At 74.3% G+C, this 18981-nt stretch carries 1 protein-coding gene; it reads right to left on the bottom strand.

The window, feature by feature from the left end:
- Positions 1–23: 23 nt before the first annotated feature.
- Positions 24–18974 (bottom strand): type I polyketide synthase, encoded by an 18951-nt coding sequence (locus tag RVR_RS35695; protein WP_202238181.1) that lies wholly within the window; start codon positions 18972–18974, stop codon positions 24–26.
- Between the last annotated feature and the right edge of the window lie 7 nt (positions 18975–18981).

Below are 18981 nucleotides of genomic sequence, written 5' to 3'. Positions count from 1 at the left end.
GTGGTGACCGGGTGGGCCGTCGGTTAGTCAAAGTCGGGGTCCTGGAGCTCTTGTTCGAGGAGGTCGAACATCTCGTCGTTCGTCGCGGTCTCCAGGTCGCGGTCGAGCGGCGCCGGTTGCCCGCCCTCACCGTCCGCGTCGCGCAACTCCCGGGAGAGCGCGTCGAGTCGGGCGAGGATCTCGCCGCGCGCCGCCGGGTCGTGCAGGCCCGTGGACGCCATCACCGCTTCGAGCCGGTCGAGTTCCTCCAGCACCGGCCGGTGGTCCGCTTCCTCGGTGAAGGTCTCGGCCTTCAGGTACTCGGCGAGCACGGTCGGCGTCGGGTAGTCGAAGACCAGCGTGGCCGGCAGGGGCAGCCCGGAGGCGGTCGCGAGGTGGTTGCGCAGTTCCAGCGAGGTCAGCGAGTCGAACCCGAGGTCGCTGAACGCCTGTTCGGCGCCGATGGCGTCGGCGGAGTCGTGGCCGAGGACCGCGGCGGACGCGGTGCGGATCAGGTCCACGAGCGCCTGGAGCCGCATCGGCGCGGGCACACCGGCCAGCCGGCGGGCCAGCGCACCTTCGAGCCTCTCCTCCTCCGCCGCGTCGCCGCCCGCCTCGGCCTCCTGGGCGTGTTCGCGGATCTCGGCCATGTCGCGCAGGAACGCGGCGGGCGAGGGCGCGAAGTGCGACCAGTCGACGTCCATGACGGCGAGCAGCGCGTCCGGTCCGGCCAGCGCCTGGCCGAGGACCTTGACGGCGAGCCGGGGGTCCATCGCGGGGAGGCCGCCGCGGCGGACCCGCTGGCGTACCGCGTCGTTGGCGCGCGCCAGGCCCTCCCCCGCCCACGGGCCCCACGCCACCGAGAGTCCCGCCTGCCCGCGGGCGCGCCGCGCCTGGGCCAGCGCGTCCAGGTAGGCGTTCGCGGCGGCGTAGTTGCCCTGTCCCGGGCCGCCGAACGTCGCCGCGGCGGACGAGAACAGCACGAACGCGTCCAGGTCCGCGTCCACGGTCAGCTCGTCGAGCACGGCCGCGCCGACCGCCTTCGCGGTGAGGGCGGTGCGCAACCGCGCGCCGTCCAGGCCGTCCAGGACGCCGTCGTCGAGCACGCCCGCGGTGTGCATGACGGCGGACAGCGGACCGACGCGCTCCAGCAGGCCGGCCATCGCGGCGCGGTCGGCGACGTCGCCGGCGACGACGTCCACCTCCGCACCGGTCTCGGCGAGTCGGGCCGCCAGGTCGGCGACGCCCGAGGCGTCGGGGCCGGACCGGCTGGTCAACACCAGGCGCGGGGCGTCGCGTTCGGCAAGCCACCGCGCCACGTGCTCCGCGATCGCCCCGGTGCCGCCGGTGATGAGGACGGTCCCGCCGGTGCTCCACGGCTCGCCGCCGTGGACGCGGCCGGCCCGCTCCAGCCGGCGGGCGCGCAGGCCGCCGTCGGCGCCGATCGCGACCTCGTTCTCGCCGAGGCCCGCCAGCACCGCGCACAGGCGCTCACCCGTGCGCGCGTCGAACACCTCGGGAAGGTCGATCAGGCCGCCCCAGCGGTCGGGGTGCTCCAGCGCCGCGACCCGGCCGAGGCCCCAGACCTGCGCCTGGAGCGGGCGGGTCGGGGACGCGGGCTGCCCGCCGTCGCCCTCGACGCCGATCGCGCCCCGGGTCAGGCTCCAGATCGGTGCCGTGACCCGGGCGTCGCCGAGCGCCTGGATCAGGCCCAGGGTGCCGGCGAGGCCGGCCGGCACGCCCGGGTGGCCGGGCAGCGGCTCCTCGTCGAGCGCGAGCAGCGAGACGACGCCGGCGAACGGCGTGCCCCCGCCGTCCGCGGCCGCGCCGATCAGGCGGGCGAGGGCGTCCCGGCCGGTGTCCTCCGGCCCGACGTCGACGGTCCGCACGGTGGCGCCGCTGCCGGTGAGGGCCCGCGCGGTCGCGTCGGCCAGCTCGCGTCCGGCACGCGCCGGGGCCACGAGCAGCCAGGTGCCGCTCGGCGCGGCGTCCGGCGTGGGGGTGGCCAGCCGGGACCAGGCGAGCCGGTAGCGCCAGCCGTCGGTCAGCGCGTTGTCGCGCTCGCGCCGCCGCCAGGCGGCCAGGTCGCCCAGTACGTCCCCGAACGGCCGCTCACCGTCCACCCCGAGCGGCCCGGCGACGGAACCGAGGTCCCCGCGCTCGACCGCGGCCCAGAAGCGGGCGTCGATCTCCGCGTCCGCCCCGCCCGCGCCGGCCGCGGGACCGGCGGTGCCGAGCAGCAGGTCACGGCTCAGCGTGACGGAGGGCCAGTAGTGCTGGTGCTGGAAGGCGTACGTCGGCAGGTCCACCCGCTCGCCCGAACCGATCAGCGCCGCCCAGTCCACGGACACGCCCCGCACCCACGCGCGACCGAGCCCGGTGACGAACGCCTGAGCCGGGTCGTGACCCGGGCGTTGCAACGACACGAACTCCGCGTCAGGAGCGGTCTCCGTGCCCAGCGCGGACAGCGTCCCGTCGGGACCGATCTCCAGGAAGACGTCCACATCCAGACCGGCCATGGCCGCCACGGCATCGGCGTACCGCACAGCACCCCGCGCCTGCTCGGCCCAGTACGAGCCGTCACAGGACTCGACCACGGCACCCGTGGACGTACTCACCCACGGGACGCGCGCCGCTCCGAAGGCCAACCCGTCGGCGACACCGGCGAGTTCGTCCAACGCCGGGTCCATCCGGTGCGAGTGGAACGCGTGGCTCACCCGCAACGAACGCACCCGCACCCCACGCCCGGCAAACACCCCCGCCACCGCGTCCACCGCATCCCGCTCACCCGACACCACCACCGCAGCCGGACCGTTGACCGCAGCGATCCCGACATCCGCACGCTCACCGATCTCCGCCCGAACCTCCGCCTCCGCAGCCGCGATCGACACCATCGCACCACCCTCCGGCAGCGCCTGCATCACCCGACCACGCCCCGCCACGAGCGCACACGCATCCTCCAGCGACAACACACCCGCCACATAAGCCGCCGCCACCTCACCCACCGAATGCCCCGCCACCACAGCCGGCCGCACCCCACACGCCGCCAACACCTCCACCAACCCCACCTGCAACGCGAACAACCCCGCCTGCGCGAACACCGTCAAATCCGCCCGGGCATCACCCTCCGCGCCCTCCAACACCACCTCACGCACCGGCAGACCGAGATCCCCCTCCACCACCTCACACACCCGGTCGAACGCCACCGCGAACACCGAAGACGCCGCATACAACCCCGCCGCCATCCCCGCCCGCTGCGACCCCTGACCCGCAAACACGAACCCCACCCGCGCCCCACCCCGCGCGACCCCACGCACCACACCCGTGTCCAAGCGGCCCTCGGCCACCGAGGTCAGCCCCTCCGCCCCGACCGCCCCGGGCACCACCGCGCGGTGCTCGAACACCGACCGCGACGACGCGAGCGACCACGCCACGTCCCGCGCCGCGTCGGCGGCGCCCAACTCAGGTCGTTCGGTGATCAGTTCGCGCAGCCGTCCCGCCTGCTCCCGCAGCGCCGCGTCCGTACGGCCCGACACCACCCACGGCACCGCACCCGACACCACCGGTGCCGTCGGCTGCCGGGTCGGGGCGGAAGCCGCCTCCGCGCCAGGTTCCGACGCCGGTCCGCTCCCGGAGGCGGGCTCCGGCACGAATGCCGGTGCCTGTTCCAGGATGGTGTGCACGTTGGTCCCGCTCATCCCGAAGGAGGACACGCCCGCACGGCGCGGACGGTCGCCGTTCGGCCACGGGACCGGCTCCGTCAGCAGCCGGACGTTCCCGGCCGACCAGTCCACGTGCGACGAGGGCACGTCCGCGTGCAGTGTCGGCGGCAGGTCGTCGTGCTGGAGCGCCATCGTCATCTTGATGATCCCGGCGACGCCGGCGGCTGCCTGGCTGTGCCCGATGTTGGACTTCAGCGAGCCGAGCCACAGCGGCCGGTCCTCAGGACGGCCCTGGCCGTAGGTCGCGAGCAGCGCCTGCGCCTCGATCGGGTCGCCCAGCCGGGTGCCGGTGCCGTGTGCCTCGACCACGTCCACGTCCGCCGTCGTGAGCCCGGCATTCGCCAACGCGGCCCGGATGACGCGCTGTTGGGACGGTCCGTTCGGAGCCGTCAGGCCGTTCGACGCGCCGTCCTGGTTCACCGCGCTGCCGCGCACCACGGCCAGTACCCGGTGTCCGTTGCGCCGCGCGTCCGACAGCCGCTCGACGACGACCATCCCGGCGCCCTCGCCGACCCCCATGCCGTCGGCCGAGTCGCCGAACGCCTTGCAGCGTCCGTCGAGCGCCAGACCGTGCTGGCGGCCGAAGCCCAGGAACACGCCGGGGGTGGCCGTCACCCACGCGCCGCCGACCAGGGCGAGCGAGCACTCGCCGTTGCGCAGCGCCTGCGCGGCCTGGTGCAGCGCGACCAGCGACGAGGAGCACGCGGTGTCCACGGTCACCGCGGGGCCCTCCAGGCCCAGGGTGTAGGCGACGCGGCCGGACATGACGCTGGTCGCCGTGCCGGTCATCAGGTAGCCCTCGGCGGGGCCGCCCTGGAGGCCGTAGCCGTAGCCGGACGGCGACGCGCCGACGAACACGCCGGTCTGCGTGCCGCGCAGCGCGGCCGGGTCGATGCCGGCGCGCTCGATCGCCTCCCAGGTGACTTCGAGCAGGAGCCGCTGCTGCGGGTCCATGGCCAGCGCCTCACGCGGGTTGATGCCGAAGAACGCCGGGTCGAAGTCGCCGGCCGCGTCCACGAACGAGCCCTGCCGGACGTTCATGGTCAGCGGCTGGTCCGGGTCGGGATCGAACAGGCTGTCCAGGTCCCAGCCGCGGTCGGCGGGGATCTCGGCGACCGCGTCCCTACGGGAGGCGACCAGTTCCCACAGGTCCTCCGGGCTGCGCACCCCGCCGGGGAAGCGGCAGCCCATGGCCACGATCACGACCGGGTCCTCGGCGACGGCCGCGACGGCCGCGACGGGTGCCGCGGGAGCCGCCGGCGCGTCCGCGAGCCGGGCGCCCCGGAGCTGCGCGCGGACGAAGTCCACGACCGCGAGCGGCGTCGGGTAGTCGAACAGCAGCGTCGCCGGCAGCCGGAGCCCGGTCGCGGAGCTCACCCGGTTCCGCAGTTCGACCGAGGTCAGCGAGTCGAAGCCGAGTTCGCTGAACGCCCGGCCGGCCTCGACCGCCTCCGCGGAGTCGTGGCCGAGCACCTCCGAGACCTCGCCGCGGACGAGGTCGACGAGATAGCGCTCCTGCTCGGCGTCGGGCAGCCCGGCCAGCCGGTCTTCGAGGGCGGCGGTCGCCTCCGTCCCGGCCGCGCCGCCCTGGCCGCCCGTGGCCGCCCCGGCGCCGTCGCCGGAGAGCGCCTGCCGTGCCTCGGGGAGGTCGGCGATCAGCGGGCTGGGGCGCCGCAGCGTGAACGGCGGGGCGAACAGCTCCCAGTCGATGTCGGCCACGGTGACCGGACCCTCGTCGCCCTCCAGCGCCTCGGCGAGCGCGCCGACGAGGAGGGCCGGGTCCATCATCCGCAGGCCGCGGCGCTCCAACTGCTCGGCCGCGTCCGCGTTCGTCATGCCGCCCCCGCCCCACGGGCCCCAGGCCACGGAGGTGGCGGGCAGGCCGCGCGAGCGCCGCGACTCCGCGAGCGCGTCGAGATACGTGTTGGCCGCCGAGTAACCCGGCTGCCAGCCGCTGCCCCAGGTCGCCGCGATCGACGAGAACAGCACGAACGCGTCCAGGCCGGCGTCAGCCGTCAGCTCGTCGAGCAGCGCCGCGCCGGCCGCCTTCGCCGACAGCGTCGCGGCGAGTTCGGCGACCGTGGTGTCCGCGGTGGCGGTGCCCTGTCCGATGCCCGCCGTGTGCAGGACGGCGGTCAGCGCGGGACCGTCGGCCGCGATCCGGGCGACCAGCCCGGTGGCCTGGTCCCGGTCGGCGATGTCGCACGCCACCACACCCACACCGCTGCCGGCCTGCGACAACCGGGCCGCCGTCGCCGCGACCCCGGACGCGGCCGGGCCGCTGCGGCTGGTCAGGACAATCCGGGGCGCGCCACGCTCCGCCAGCCAACGGGCCACGTGCCCGCTGATCGCCCCCGTACCGCCGGTCACCAGCACCGCACCCCGCGGCGACCACGCCTCACCGTTCCGACGAGGACGAGCAGCCCGCGTCAGACGCCGGCCCATGATCCCCGTACTGCGGATGGCGAGCTGGTCCTCGTCACCCGTGGCACCCGACAGCACCGCGCACAGCCGGGCCCCGGCCCGCTCGTCGAACACCTCCGGCAGATCGACCAGACCACCCCACCGCTCCGGATGCTCCAGACCGACCACCCGGCCCATCCCCCACACCTGCGCCTGCACCGGGCTCGTCAGCACCTCACCGGGCACCGCGGCCACCGCGCCGCTGGTCAGCACCCACAAGGGGGCCCACTCCGCCCCGGCGTCGCCGAGTGCCTGCACCAGCAGTTGCGTCCCCGCCAGGCCGGACGCGACCTCCGGGTACGACGGCAGGGGGACCTCGTCGAAGGCCAACAGGGAGACGACTCCCGCCGTGTCCGTGTCCGTCACGGCGGCGAGCCGTTCCGCCAGGGTCGTACGATCCGGCTCCCCGGGAGCAACCTCAACGGTGACGACCTCGGCACCGCGGGCGGACAGCGCGCCCTCCACCGAACCGGCGAGGTCGCAGCCCTCCGGCACCACCAGCAGCCAACGCCCGGCCAGCGAACCGGCGGCGGGCTCGGCCACGGGAGCCCACGTCACCCGGTAGCGCCAGCTCTCGGTCGCCGAACGCTCCCGCTCACCCTGACGCCACGCCGCCAGAGCCGGCACCAACTCCGCCAGACCCTCCGCATCCTCAATCGACAGCGACTGCGCCAACGCGGCAACATCCCCGGACTCCACCGACGCCCAGAACCGCTCCTCCACACCACCGACCGACGTGGCGGCGGACACGGCAACAGCCGCGTCCGGCCAGAAGCGCTGACGCTGGAACGCATACGTCGGCAACTCCACCAGCTCGCCACCACCGACCACCGCCGCCCAGTCCACCGGCAGACCCGCCACGAACGCCCGCGCGAACGACTCCACCAGACGACGCGCACCCGCCGCCTCACGCTCCACCGTCCCCGTGACGAGAGCGAGTTCCACACCGGCCTCCTCCGCGCACTCCGCCACCGGCCCCGTCAACACCGGCTGCGCCGACACCTCCACGAACGACCGGAACCCCTCACCCAGCAGCACCCCCACCGCATCCGCGAACCGCACCGTCTCCCGCACATTCGCAAACCAATACCCCGCATCCAACTCCTCACCGGAGACCCACCGCGACAACGTCGACGAATACATCGGCACCCGCGCCGGAGCCGGCACGATCCCGCCCAACTCCGCCCGCAGCACACCCTCCAAACCATCCGCACCCGCCGCATGCGCCACGTAATCCACCACCGGCAACCGCCACCGCAACACCCGCGCCCGCGCCAACACCCCCTCAAACTCCTCCACCGCCCCCGGCTCACCCGACACCACCACCGCCGCCGGACCATTCACCGCCGCCACCGACAACCGCTCACCCCACGGCACCATCAACTCCCGCACACGAGACTCCGGCATCACCACCGACACCATCGACCCCGACACACCAAGACCCGACAACCCACGCGACCGCGCCACCACCACCCGCGCCGCATCCCCCAACGACAACACCCCCGCCACCGTCGCCGCCGCAACCTCCCCCTGCGAATGACCCACCACCGCATCCGGCACCACCCCCACCGCCTCCCACACCGCAGCCAACGCCACCAACACCCCCCACAACACCGGCTGAAACACCTCAGCCGACCCCAACCCACCCTCATCACCCAACATCTCCACCAACGACCACCCCACCAACGGCTCCAACACCGCCCCACACTCCGCCAACCGCGCCGCAAACACCGGCGACGACCCCAACAACTCCCGCCCCATCCCCACCCACTGCGCACCCTGACCCGGAAACACAAACACCGAACGACCCACACCCGACGCCGACACCACACCCGACACCACACCCGCGGCCGGAATCAGCCCACCACCCCCAGCCAACGCCCCCAACCCCACAAAACCGTCCACACCACCGTCCAACACCACCGCACGATGCTCGAACACCGCACGCGACACCGCCAACGACCACCCCACACCCCGCGCGTCCAGCCCCGGCCGCGCAACCAACGCCTCCCGCAACCGCCCCGCCTGGCCCCGCAACGCGCCGTCCGTCCGGCCCGACACCACCCACGGCACCACACCCGAGACGACCGAGGGCGCCGCGGGAAGCGGCTCTCCGGCCGCCTCCTCCGCCCGCTCCTCGACCGGCGGTTCCGCCAGGATGATGTGCGCGTTCGTCCCACTCATGCCGAAGGCGGAGACGCCCGCCCGCCGCGGCCGCGCGCCGTTCGCGGGCCAGGCCACCGGGTCCTTGAGCAGCTTGACGTTCCCCGCCGACCAGTTGACCAGCGGCGACGGCTCATCGACGTGCAACGTCCGCGGCAGCTCGCCGTGTTGCAGGGCGAGCACCATCTTGATGATCCCCGCGACACCGGCCGCCGCCTGCGGGTGGCCGATGTTCGACTTCACCGAGCCCAGCCACAACGGCCGCTCCTCCGGCCGCTCCTGGCCGTAGGTCGCGATCACCGCCTGCGCCTCGATCGGGTCGCCCAGCGACGTCCCCGAACCGTGCGCCTCCACCACGTCCACGTCCGACGGACCGATCCCCGCGTTCTGCAACGCGGCACGCATGACGCGCTGCTGGGAGGGCCCGTTGGGCGCGGTGAGGCCGTTGGACGCACCGTCCTGGTTCAGCGCGCTGCCCTCGACCACGGCCAGCACCTGGTGCCCGTTGCGCCGCGCGTCCGACAGGCGTTCCAGGACGACCATGCCCGCGCCCTCGGCCCAGCCGGAGCCGTCCGCACCGGCGCCGAAGGACTTGCAGCGGCCGTCCTCGGACATGCCGCGCTGGCGGGAGAAGCCGACGAACACCGCGGGCGTGACCATGATCGACACGCCGCCGGCCAGCGCCATCCCGCACTCGCCGCTGCGCAGCGCCTGGCACGCCTGGTGCAGCGCGACCAGCGACGACGAGCAGGCCGTGTCGATCGTGACCGCCGGGCCCTCCAGCCCGAGCGTGTAGGCGATACGGCCGGACAGCACGCTCGTCGCGGTGCCGGTCAGCAGGTATCCCTCGGAGGAGCCGCCGACGAGCGGGCCGCCGTACCCGGAGGTGGTCGCGCCGGCGAAGACACCGGTGCGGGTGCCGCGCACCGACGCGGGGTCGACGCCGGCGTGCTCGAACGCCTCCCAGGAGACCTCCAGCAGCAGCCGCTGCTGCGGGTCCATCGCCAGCGCCTCACGCGGGCTGATCCCGAAGAACGCCGGGTCGAACTCGGCCGCGCCGAAGACGAATCCGCCGCGCTTGGTGTACGAGGTGCCCGCGTGGTCGGGGTCCGGGTCGTAGAGCGACTCCAGGTCCCAGCCGCGGTCGGCCGGGAACTCCGAGATGGCGTCGCGTCCTTGGGCGAACAGCTCCCACATGCTCTCGGGGCTGCCGGCCCCGCCGGGGTAACGGCAGCTCATGCCGACGATCGCGATCGGCTCGTCGGCGGGCGCCTGCACCACCGTCACCGCCGGGGCCGCCGCGTCCGCGTCGATCCCGCCGAGGAGTTCGGCGCGCAGGTGCTCGGCGAGCAGTGACGGGGTGGGGAAGTCGAACAGGAGTGTGGCGGTCAGCCGCAGCCCGGTGGCGGTGGCCAGTTGCTGGCGCATCTCCAGCGAGGTCAGCGAGTCGAAGCCGAGTTCGCTGAAGGGGCGGCCGGGGTCGAGCGTCGTGGCGTCGTCGTGGCCGAGCACGGCACGGGCCTCGGCGAGCACCAACTCCGCCAGCGCGCGGTCCTGTTCCGGTCGGGAGAGCACGACCAGCCGACGGGCGAGCTCGCCTTCGGGCAGCTCGGGGGCAGCCGGAGCGGCGCTCGTGGCCGCGGTCTCGGCGAGCGCGCGCACGTCGGGGATGTCGCGGACGAACGGGTGCCGGGCGGCACCGGGCGCCGCGACCACCTGCGACCAGTCGACGTCCATCACGGCGAGCACGTCGTCCCGAGCGTCGAGTGCCTGGCCGAGCGCCTGGAGCGCGAGGGCGGGGTCCATGGGCGGCAGCGGCCCCCGGCTCATGCGGCGCCGTACCGCCTCGCTCGCCTGGGCCATGCCGCCCGCCGCCCACGGGCCCCAGCCCACGGCGAGGGCGTGCTGCCCACGCGCCGCGCGCCGCTGGGCCAGCGCGTCCAAGTAGGCGTTGGCTGCACCGTAGTTGCCCTGTCCGGCGCCGCCGAGGGTCGCCGCGGCCGACGAGAACAACACGAACGCGTCCAGATCCCGACCCGCCGTCACCTCGTCCAACACCGCCGCACCCGTCGCCTTCGCCGCCAACACCGACGACAGACTCCCCACATCCATCCCCGCCAGCAGACCGTCATCCAGCACACCCGCCGTGTGCATCACCGCCGACAGCCCCACACCACCCCCATCCACCCACTCCACCAACCCCGCCACCTGCTCCCGCACCGCCACATCACACACCACCACATCCACCGCAGCACCCCCACCAGCCACCCGCGCCGCCAACCCCGCCACACCCGCAGCCGACACACCCGAACGACTCGCCAGCACCACCCGCGACGCACCACGCCCCACCAACCACCCCGCCAGACGCCCGGCAATCGCCCCACTCCCACCCGTCACCAACACCGCACCCCGCGGCGACCACCCCTCCCCCACCGAACCAGCCACCCCCGCCCGCGAAAGCCGCCGACCCATGAGTCCGGTGTCGCGGATCGCCACCTGGTCCTCACCGGTGGCGCCGGACAGCACCGCGCACAGCCGGGCCGCGCCCCGCTCGTCGAGCACGGGCGGCAGGTCGAGCAGGCCGCCCCAGCGGTCGGGGTGTTCGGGCGCGGCGGCCAGGCCGAGGCCCCACACCTGGCTCTGCACCGGGCGTGCGACGGTCTCGCCGGCACCGCCCGCAGCGACGGCTCCGGACGTCAGCACCCACAGCGGCGCCCGGTCGACACCGGCGTCGCCGAGCGCTTGGAGCAGGGCCAGCGTCGCGGCCAGCCCGGTCGGGACGTCCGGTCGGCCGGTCAGCGGCGCCTCGTCGAGCGCGAGCAGCGAGACGACTCCGGCCACGTCGCCGTCCGTCACAGCGGCGAGCCGTTCCGCCAGGCCCGTACGATCCGGCTCCCCGGTGGCGATCTCCACGGTGACGACCTCGACACCACGGGCGGACAGCGCACCCTCCACCGAACCGGCGAGGTCACAGCCCTCCGGCACCACCAGCAGCCAACGCCCGGTCAACGTGCCCGTGGCCGGCTCGGCCACCGGAGCCCACGTCACCCGGTAGCGCCAGCTCTCGGTCGCCGAACGCTCCCGCTCACCCTGACGCCACGCCGCCAGAGCCGGCACCAACTCCGCCAGACCCTCCGCATCCTCAATCGACAGCGACTGCGCCAACGCGGCAACATCCCCGCGCTCCACCGACGCCCAGAACCGCTCCTCCACACCACCGACCGACGTGGCGGCAGACACGGCAACAGCCGCGTCCGGCCAGAAGCGCTGCCGCTGGAAGGCATACGTCGGCAACTCCACCAGCTCGCCACCACCCACCACGGCCGCCCAATCCACGGGCAGACCCGCCACGAACGCCCGCGCGAACGACTCCACCAGACGACGCGCACCCGCCGCCTCCCGCTCCACCGTCCCCGTGACGAGGGCGAGTTCCACACCCGCCTCGTCCGCACACTCCGCCACCGGCCCCGTCAACACCGGCTGCGCCGACACCTCCACAAACGACCGGAACCCCTCAACCAGCAACGCCCCCACCGCATCCGCGAACCGCACCGTCTCCCGCACATTCGCAAACCAATAACCCGCATCCAACTCCGGCCCCTCAACCCACCCACCCCGCACCGTCGAAAACATCGGCACCCGCGCCGGAGCCGGCACGATCCCCCTCAACTCCGCCCGCAGCACACCCTCCAGACCATCCGCACCCGCCGCATGCGCCACGTAATCCACCACCGGCAAACGCCACCGCAACACCCGCGCCTTCGCCAAAGCCCCCTCGAACTCCTCCACCGCCCCCGGCTCACCCGACACCACCACCGCCGCCGGACCATTCACCGCCGCCACCGCAAGCCGATCACCCCACGGCACCATCAACTCCCGCACACGAGACTCCGGCATCACCACCGACACCATCGACCCCGACACACCAAGACCCGACAACGCACGCGACCGCGCCACCACCACCCGCGCCGCATCCCCCAACGACAACACCCCCGCCACCACCGCCGCCGCAACCTCCCCCTGCGAATGACCCACCACCGCATCCGGCACCACCCCCACCGCCTCCCACACCGCAGCCAACGCCACCAACACCCCCCACAACACCGGCTGAAACACCTCAGCCGACCCCAACGACAACCCCGAACCAGAACCCGCCACCACATCCACCAACGACCACCCCACCAACGGCTCCAACACCGCACCACACTCCGCCAACCGCGCCGCAAACACCGGCGACGACCCCAACAACTCCCGCCCCATCCCCACCCACTGCGCACCCTGACCCGGAAACACAAACACCGAACGACCAGTACCCGACGCCGACACCACACCCGACACCACACCAGCGGCCGCCGACTCACCCCCCGCAACCAACGCACCCAACCCCGCACAACCGTCCACACCACCGTCCAACACCACCGCACGATGCTCGAACACCGCACGCGACACCGCCAACGACCACGCCACATCCCGCGCACCATCGGGCCCACCCAACTCCGGGCGAGCACGGACCAGTTCACGCAGCCGCCCCGCCTGCGCCCGCAACGCCGCGTCCGAACGACCCGACACCACCCACGGCACCGGGGCCGACACCACCGGAACCACCGGAAGACCCGGCTCCCCAGCCGCCTCTCCCGCCAACTCCTCGACCGGCGGCTCTCTCAAGATGACATGCGCGTTCGTCCCACTGATCCCGAACCCCGACACACCCGCCCGCCGCGGGCGTTCGGCGTCCGCGGGCCAGGCGACCGCCTCGTTCAGCACCCGCACGTTCCCCGCCGACCAGTCCACGTGCGGCGTCGGCTCCTCCGCGTGCAACGTCTTCGGCAACACCCCGTGCCGCAACGCCAGCACCATCTTGATGAGCCCGGCGACACCGGCGGCGGCCTGGGCGTGGCCGATGTTGGACTTCACCGAGCCCAGCCACAACGGCCGCTCCTCCGGCCGCTCCTGGCCGTAGGCAGCGATCACCGCCTGCGCCTCGATCGGGTCGCCCAGCGACGTCCCCGAACCGTGTGCCTCCACCACGTCCACGTCGGCGGGGCGCAGTCCGGCGCGCCGCAGGGCGGCGCGGATGACGCGCTGCTGGGAGGGGCCGTTGGGCGCGGTGAGGCCGTTGGAGGCGCCGTCCTGGTTCAGCGCGCTGCTTTCGACGACGGCCAGCACCCGGTGGCCGTTGCGCCGCGCGTCGGAGAGCCGTTCGACCACGAGCATGCCGGCGCCCTCGGCCCAGCCGGAGCCGTCGGCGTCCGCGCCGAAGGACTTGCAGCGGCCGTCCTCCGAGACGCCGCGCTGGCGGGAGAAGCCGACGAAGACCGCGGGCGTGACGGTGACGGACACGCCGCCGGCGAGGGCGAGGTCGCACTCGCCGCTGCGCAGCGCCTGGCAGGCGAGGTGCAGGGCGACCAGGGACGACGAGCAGGCCGTGTCGATCGTGACCGCAGGGCCCTCCAGGCCGAGCGTGTAGGCGACGCGCCCGGACAGCACGCTGGTGGAGATGCCGGTGAGCAGGTAGCCCTCGGTGGAGCCGCCGGCAAGGTCCATGCCGTAGCCGGAGAAGGCGGCGCCGGCGAAGACGCCGGTCTGCGAGCCCTTGAGGGCGGAGGGGTCGATGCCCGAGCGCTCCAGCGCCTCCCAGGAGACCTCCAGCAGCAGCCGCTGCTGCGGGTCCATCGCCAGCGCCTCACGCGGGCTGATCCCGAAGAACGCCGGGTCGAACTCCGTTGCGCCGTAGACGAATCCGCCGGCCCGCACGTAGGAGGTGCCGGGGCGGTCGGGGTCGGGGTCGTAGATGTCCTCGATGTTCCAGCCCCGGTCCTGCGGGAAGTCGCCGATGGCGTCCCCGCCGCCGGTCAGCAGGTCCCACATGCCCTGCGGGTCGCGGACGTCGCCGGGGAACCGGCAGCCCATGCCGACGATCACGATCGGGTCGTCGTCGGCGACGGTGCCCGTCGTGTCGCGGGCCGGCGGTTCGGCGGCGGCCTCGGCTGCCGCGCCCGCCACCAGGGCGGTGCGCAGGTGCTGGGCGAGCAGCACGGGCGTCGGGTAGTCGAAGACGATCGTGGCGGGCAGCTTCAGCCCGCTGACGGCGGCGAGCCGGTTGCGCAGTTCGAGCGAGGTGAGGGAGTCGAATCCGAGGTCCTTGAAGGCACGGCCGGGTTCGACCCCTTCCGGGGAGGAGTGGCCGAGGACTTCCGCGGCGGCGGCCCGCACCAGTTCGGTCAGCTCGCGGACCTGGTCGGCGGGGGCGAGGCGGGCCAGTTGGCGGGCCAGCTCGCCCTCGGGCTCCTCGACGGAGGTGACGACGCCGTGCCGGGGGGTGGTGGCGCGGTCGAGCTCGGGGAGTTCGCGCAGCAGCGGGGCCCGGTCGGCGCGGGTACCGGCGCCGAAGCGGGTCCAGTCGACGTCCGCGACGGCGAGCAGCGCGTCGGGCCCGGCGAGCGCCTGGCCGAGCGCCTTGACCGCGAGCCGGGGGTCCATCGCGGGCATGCCACTGCGCCGGACCCGCTGGCGTACGGCGTCGCTGGACCGGGCCAGGCCGTCGCCGGCCCAGGGACCCCACGCGACGGAGAGCCCGGCCAGGCCGCGGGCCCGCCGTGCCTGGGCCAGGGCGTCCAGGTAGGCGTTCGCGGCGGCGTAGTTGCCCTGGCCGGGGCCGCCGAACACGGCGGCGGTGGAGGAGAAGAGCACGAACGCGTCGAGGTCGGTGTCCGCGGTCAGCTCGTCGAGCACGGCCGCGCCGACCGCCTTCGCGGTGAGGGCGGCGGCGAGGTGCGCGTGGTCCATCCCGTCGAGCAGGCCGTCGTCCACGACGCCGGCGGTGTGCAGGACCGCGGACAACGGACCGACCCGCTCCAGCAGTGCGGCCATCGCGGTGCGGTCGGCGACGTCGCCGGCGACCACGTCCACCTCCGCGCCGGTCTCCGCGAGGTGCGCCGCCAGCCGGGCGGCACCCGCCGCGCCGGGGCCGGAGCGGCTGGTGAGCACCAGCCGTGGCGCGCCGTTCCCGGCCAGCCACCGCGCCACGTGCCGCGCGACCGCCCCGGTGCCGCCGGTGACGAGGGCGGTGCCGCCGGGCGTCCACGACTCGGGGGCGCCCGCGGAACGCGGTGCGCGCACCAGGCGGCGGGCGGTGGTCCCGGCGCTGCGGATGGCGACCTCGTTCTCGCCGAGGCCCGCCAGGACCCCGCACAGCCGCCGGGCGGCGCGCTCGTCGAACACCTCGGGGAGGTCGATCAGGCCGCCCCAGCGGTCGGGGTGCTCCAGCGCCGCGACCCGGCCGAGACCCCACACGTGTGCCTGCACCGGGTGGCCGAGCGCCTCACCGGACGTGGTCGCGACCGCGCCGCGCGTCGCGACCCACAGCGGGGCGCCGTCGACGTCGCCCAGCGCCTGGACCAGCGCGAGGGTCGCGGCCAGTCCCGCGGGCACGCCCGCCACCGTCGACTCGTCCAGCGCGAGCAGCGACACCACTCCGGTGACATCGCCGCCGACCCGGTCGAGCCGCTCGGCCAGCACCTCACGGTCCGAGGAGCCCTCGACCACCTCGGTCCGGGCGCCGCGCGCGGCGAGCGCACCGGCCACGTCCTGGGCGAGCCCGTCCGCCACGCCTCCGGCGGGGGCCACCACCAGCCAGGTTCCGGACAGTCCGGCGGCCTCCGGCTCCGCGACCGCGGACCAGGCCGGCCGGTAGCGCCAGCCGTCGGTCACCGTACGGTCCCGCTCGCGTCGCCGCCAGGCCGCCATCTCGGGCACCACGTCGCCGAACGGCGCGTCTCCACCGACCGCCAGCGTGCCGGTCAGCACGTCGAGGTCGCCGTTCTCCACCGCCGCCCAGAAACGGGCCTCGGCCTGCGAGCCGATGAGGTCGGTCGCCTCCAACTCCGCGACGGGCAGGGAGGGCTGGAGCCAGTAGTGCTCGTGCTGGAAGGCGTACGTCGGCAGGTCCACCCGCTCGCCCGAGCCGATCAGCGCCGCCCAGTCCACGGACACGCCGCGCACCCACGCCTGCGCCAACCCGTCCACGAACGCCCCCGCGGCGTCGTGGCCCGGGCGCTGCAACGACACGAACGAGGCCTCGGGCGCGTTGGGCGCCCCGAGGAGCGAGAGGGTGCCGTCGGGACCGATCTCCAGGAAGACGTCCACGTCGAGGCCGGCCATGGCCGTCACGGCGTCGGCGTACCGCACAGCACCCCGCGCCTGGCCCGCCCAGTACGAGCCGTCGCAGGACTCCACGACCGCACCTGTCGACGTACTCACCCACGGAACCTCAGCCGGCGCATACGCCAACCCATCCGCGATCCCCGCCAGTTCGTCCAGCGCCGGGTCCATCCGGTGCGAATGGAACGCATGACTCACCCGCAACGAACGCACCCGCACCCCACGCCCGGCGAACACCCCCGCCACCGCGTCCACGGCGTCCCGCTCACCCGACACCACCACCGCGGCCGGACCGTTGACCGCAGCGATCCCGACATCCGCACGCTCACCGATCACCTCGATCGCGTCCGCCTCGGACACGGCGATCGACGCCATCGCGCCGCCCTCCGGCAGCGCCTGCATCACCCGACCACGCCCCGCCACGAGCGCACACGCATCCTCCAGCGACAACACACCCGCCACATAAGCCGCCGCCACCTCACCCACCGAGTGGCCAGCGACAGCCGTCGGCGCCACCCCCGCCGCCTTGAGGACCTCCACCAGACCGACCTGCAACGCGAACAGACCGGCCTGCGCGAACACCGTCAAATCCGCCCGGGCATCACCCTCCGCGCCCTCCAACACCACCTCACGCAACGGCACATCAAGGTGGGACCCAAGCAGCCCGCACACCCGGTCGAACGCCGCCGCGAACACCGAAGACGCCGCATACAACCCCGCCGCCATCCCCGCCCGCTGCGACCCCTGACCCGCGAACACGAACCCCACCCGCGCCCCACCCCGCGCGACCCCACGCACCACACCCGGAACCGCCGCACCCTCCGCAAGGCCGGACAGCCCCTCCACCACATCCGTCCCCGACACCACCGCGCGATGCTCGAACACCGACCGCGACGACGCCAACGACCACCCCACGTGCCGCAGCGCCTCGCCCGCAGCCAACTCCGGTCGCAATGCGACCAGTTCACGCAGCCGCGCCGCCTGCCCGCGCAGCGCCCCCTCCGAGCGCCCCGACACCACCCACGGCACCACCCCCGCGCCCGACACCACCCCGGGCACCGCCGCACCAGCCGCGGAGACCTCCTCCTCGGCCGGCGCCTCCTCCACGATCACGTGCGCGTTCGTGCCTCCGACGCCGAAGGCCGACACGCCCGCCCGGCGCGGCCGGTCCGCGTCGGCCGGCCACGCCCGCGCCTCCGTCAGCAGGCGGACGTCGCCGGTGCTCCAGTTCACCTGGTCCGACGGCTCGTCCACGTGGAGCGTGCGCGGAAGTTCGCCGTGCCGAAGCGCCATGACCATCTTGATCACGCCCGCGACGCCGGCCGCGGCCTGGGCGTGCCCGATGTTGGACTTCAGCGAGCCGAGCCACAGCGGCCGGTCCTCAGGACGGCCCTGGCCGTAGGTCGCCAACAGCGCCTGCGCCTCGATCGGGTCACCGAGCCGGGTGCCGGTGCCGTGGCCCTCGACGGCGTCCACGTCGGCGACGGTCAGCCCCGCGTTGGCGAGCGCGGCGCGGATCACGCGGCGCTGCGAGGGGCCGTTGGGGGCGGTCAGGCCGTTGGAGGCGCCGTCCTGGTTGACGCCGCTGCCGCGGATGACCGCGAGCACGGGGTGGCCGTTGCGGCGGGCGTCCGAGAGGCGTTCCACGAGGAGGACGCCGGCGCCCTCGGCCCAGCCTGTGCCGTCGGCGGCGCTGGCGAAGGACTTGCAGCGGCCGTCCGCGGCCAGGCCCTGCTGCTTGGAGAACTCGGTGAAGACGGAGGGGTCGGCCATCACCATCACGCCGCCGGCGAGCGCCATGTCGCACTCGCCGCTGCGAAGGGACTGGGCGGCCAGGTGGAGCGCGACGAGGGCGGAGGAGCAGGCGGTGTCCACGGTGACCGCGGGGCCCTCCAGCCCGAGGACGTAGGAGAGCCGGCCGGAGATGACGCTGCCGGAGATGCCGGTCAGCAGGTAGCCGGCGACGTCGCCGGCCGCCTCGGCCCGGCCGACGAGGCCGACGCCGTAGCCGGAGAGCGAGGCGCCGGCGAACACGCCGGTGCGGCTGCCGCGCAGCGCCTTCGGGTCGATGCCGGCGCGCTCGACCGCTTCCCAGGCGACTTCGAGCAGGAGCCGCTGCTGCGGGTCCATGGCCAGCGCCTCACGCGGGCTGATCCCGAAGAACGCCGGGTCGAAGTCGCCGGCGTCGTAGACGAATCCGCCGACGCCGACGTAGGAGGTGCCGGCGCGGCCGGCCTCGGGGTCGACGAGACCTTCGACGTCCCAGCCGCGGTCGGTGGGGAACCCGGCCATCGCGTCGGTGCCGGACGCGACCAGCTCCCACAGGTCGTCCGGGGTGCGTACTCCGCCCGGCAGCCGGCAGCCCATCGCCACCACCGCGATGGGCTCACGGCTGCGCTCCTCCATCTCGCGCATCTGCTGCCGCGCGTCGTGCAGGCTGGCCGTCGCCCACTTCAGGTAATCGCGGAGCTCGTCCTCGGTTGCCACCAGAACC

Origin of the sequence: Streptomyces sp. SN-593, from assembly GCF_016756395.1 — a bacterium.
Classification (GTDB): Bacteria; Actinomycetota; Actinomycetes; order Streptomycetales; family Streptomycetaceae; genus Actinacidiphila; species Actinacidiphila reveromycinica.
This window is presented reverse-complemented; position numbering and strand designations above follow the sequence as displayed.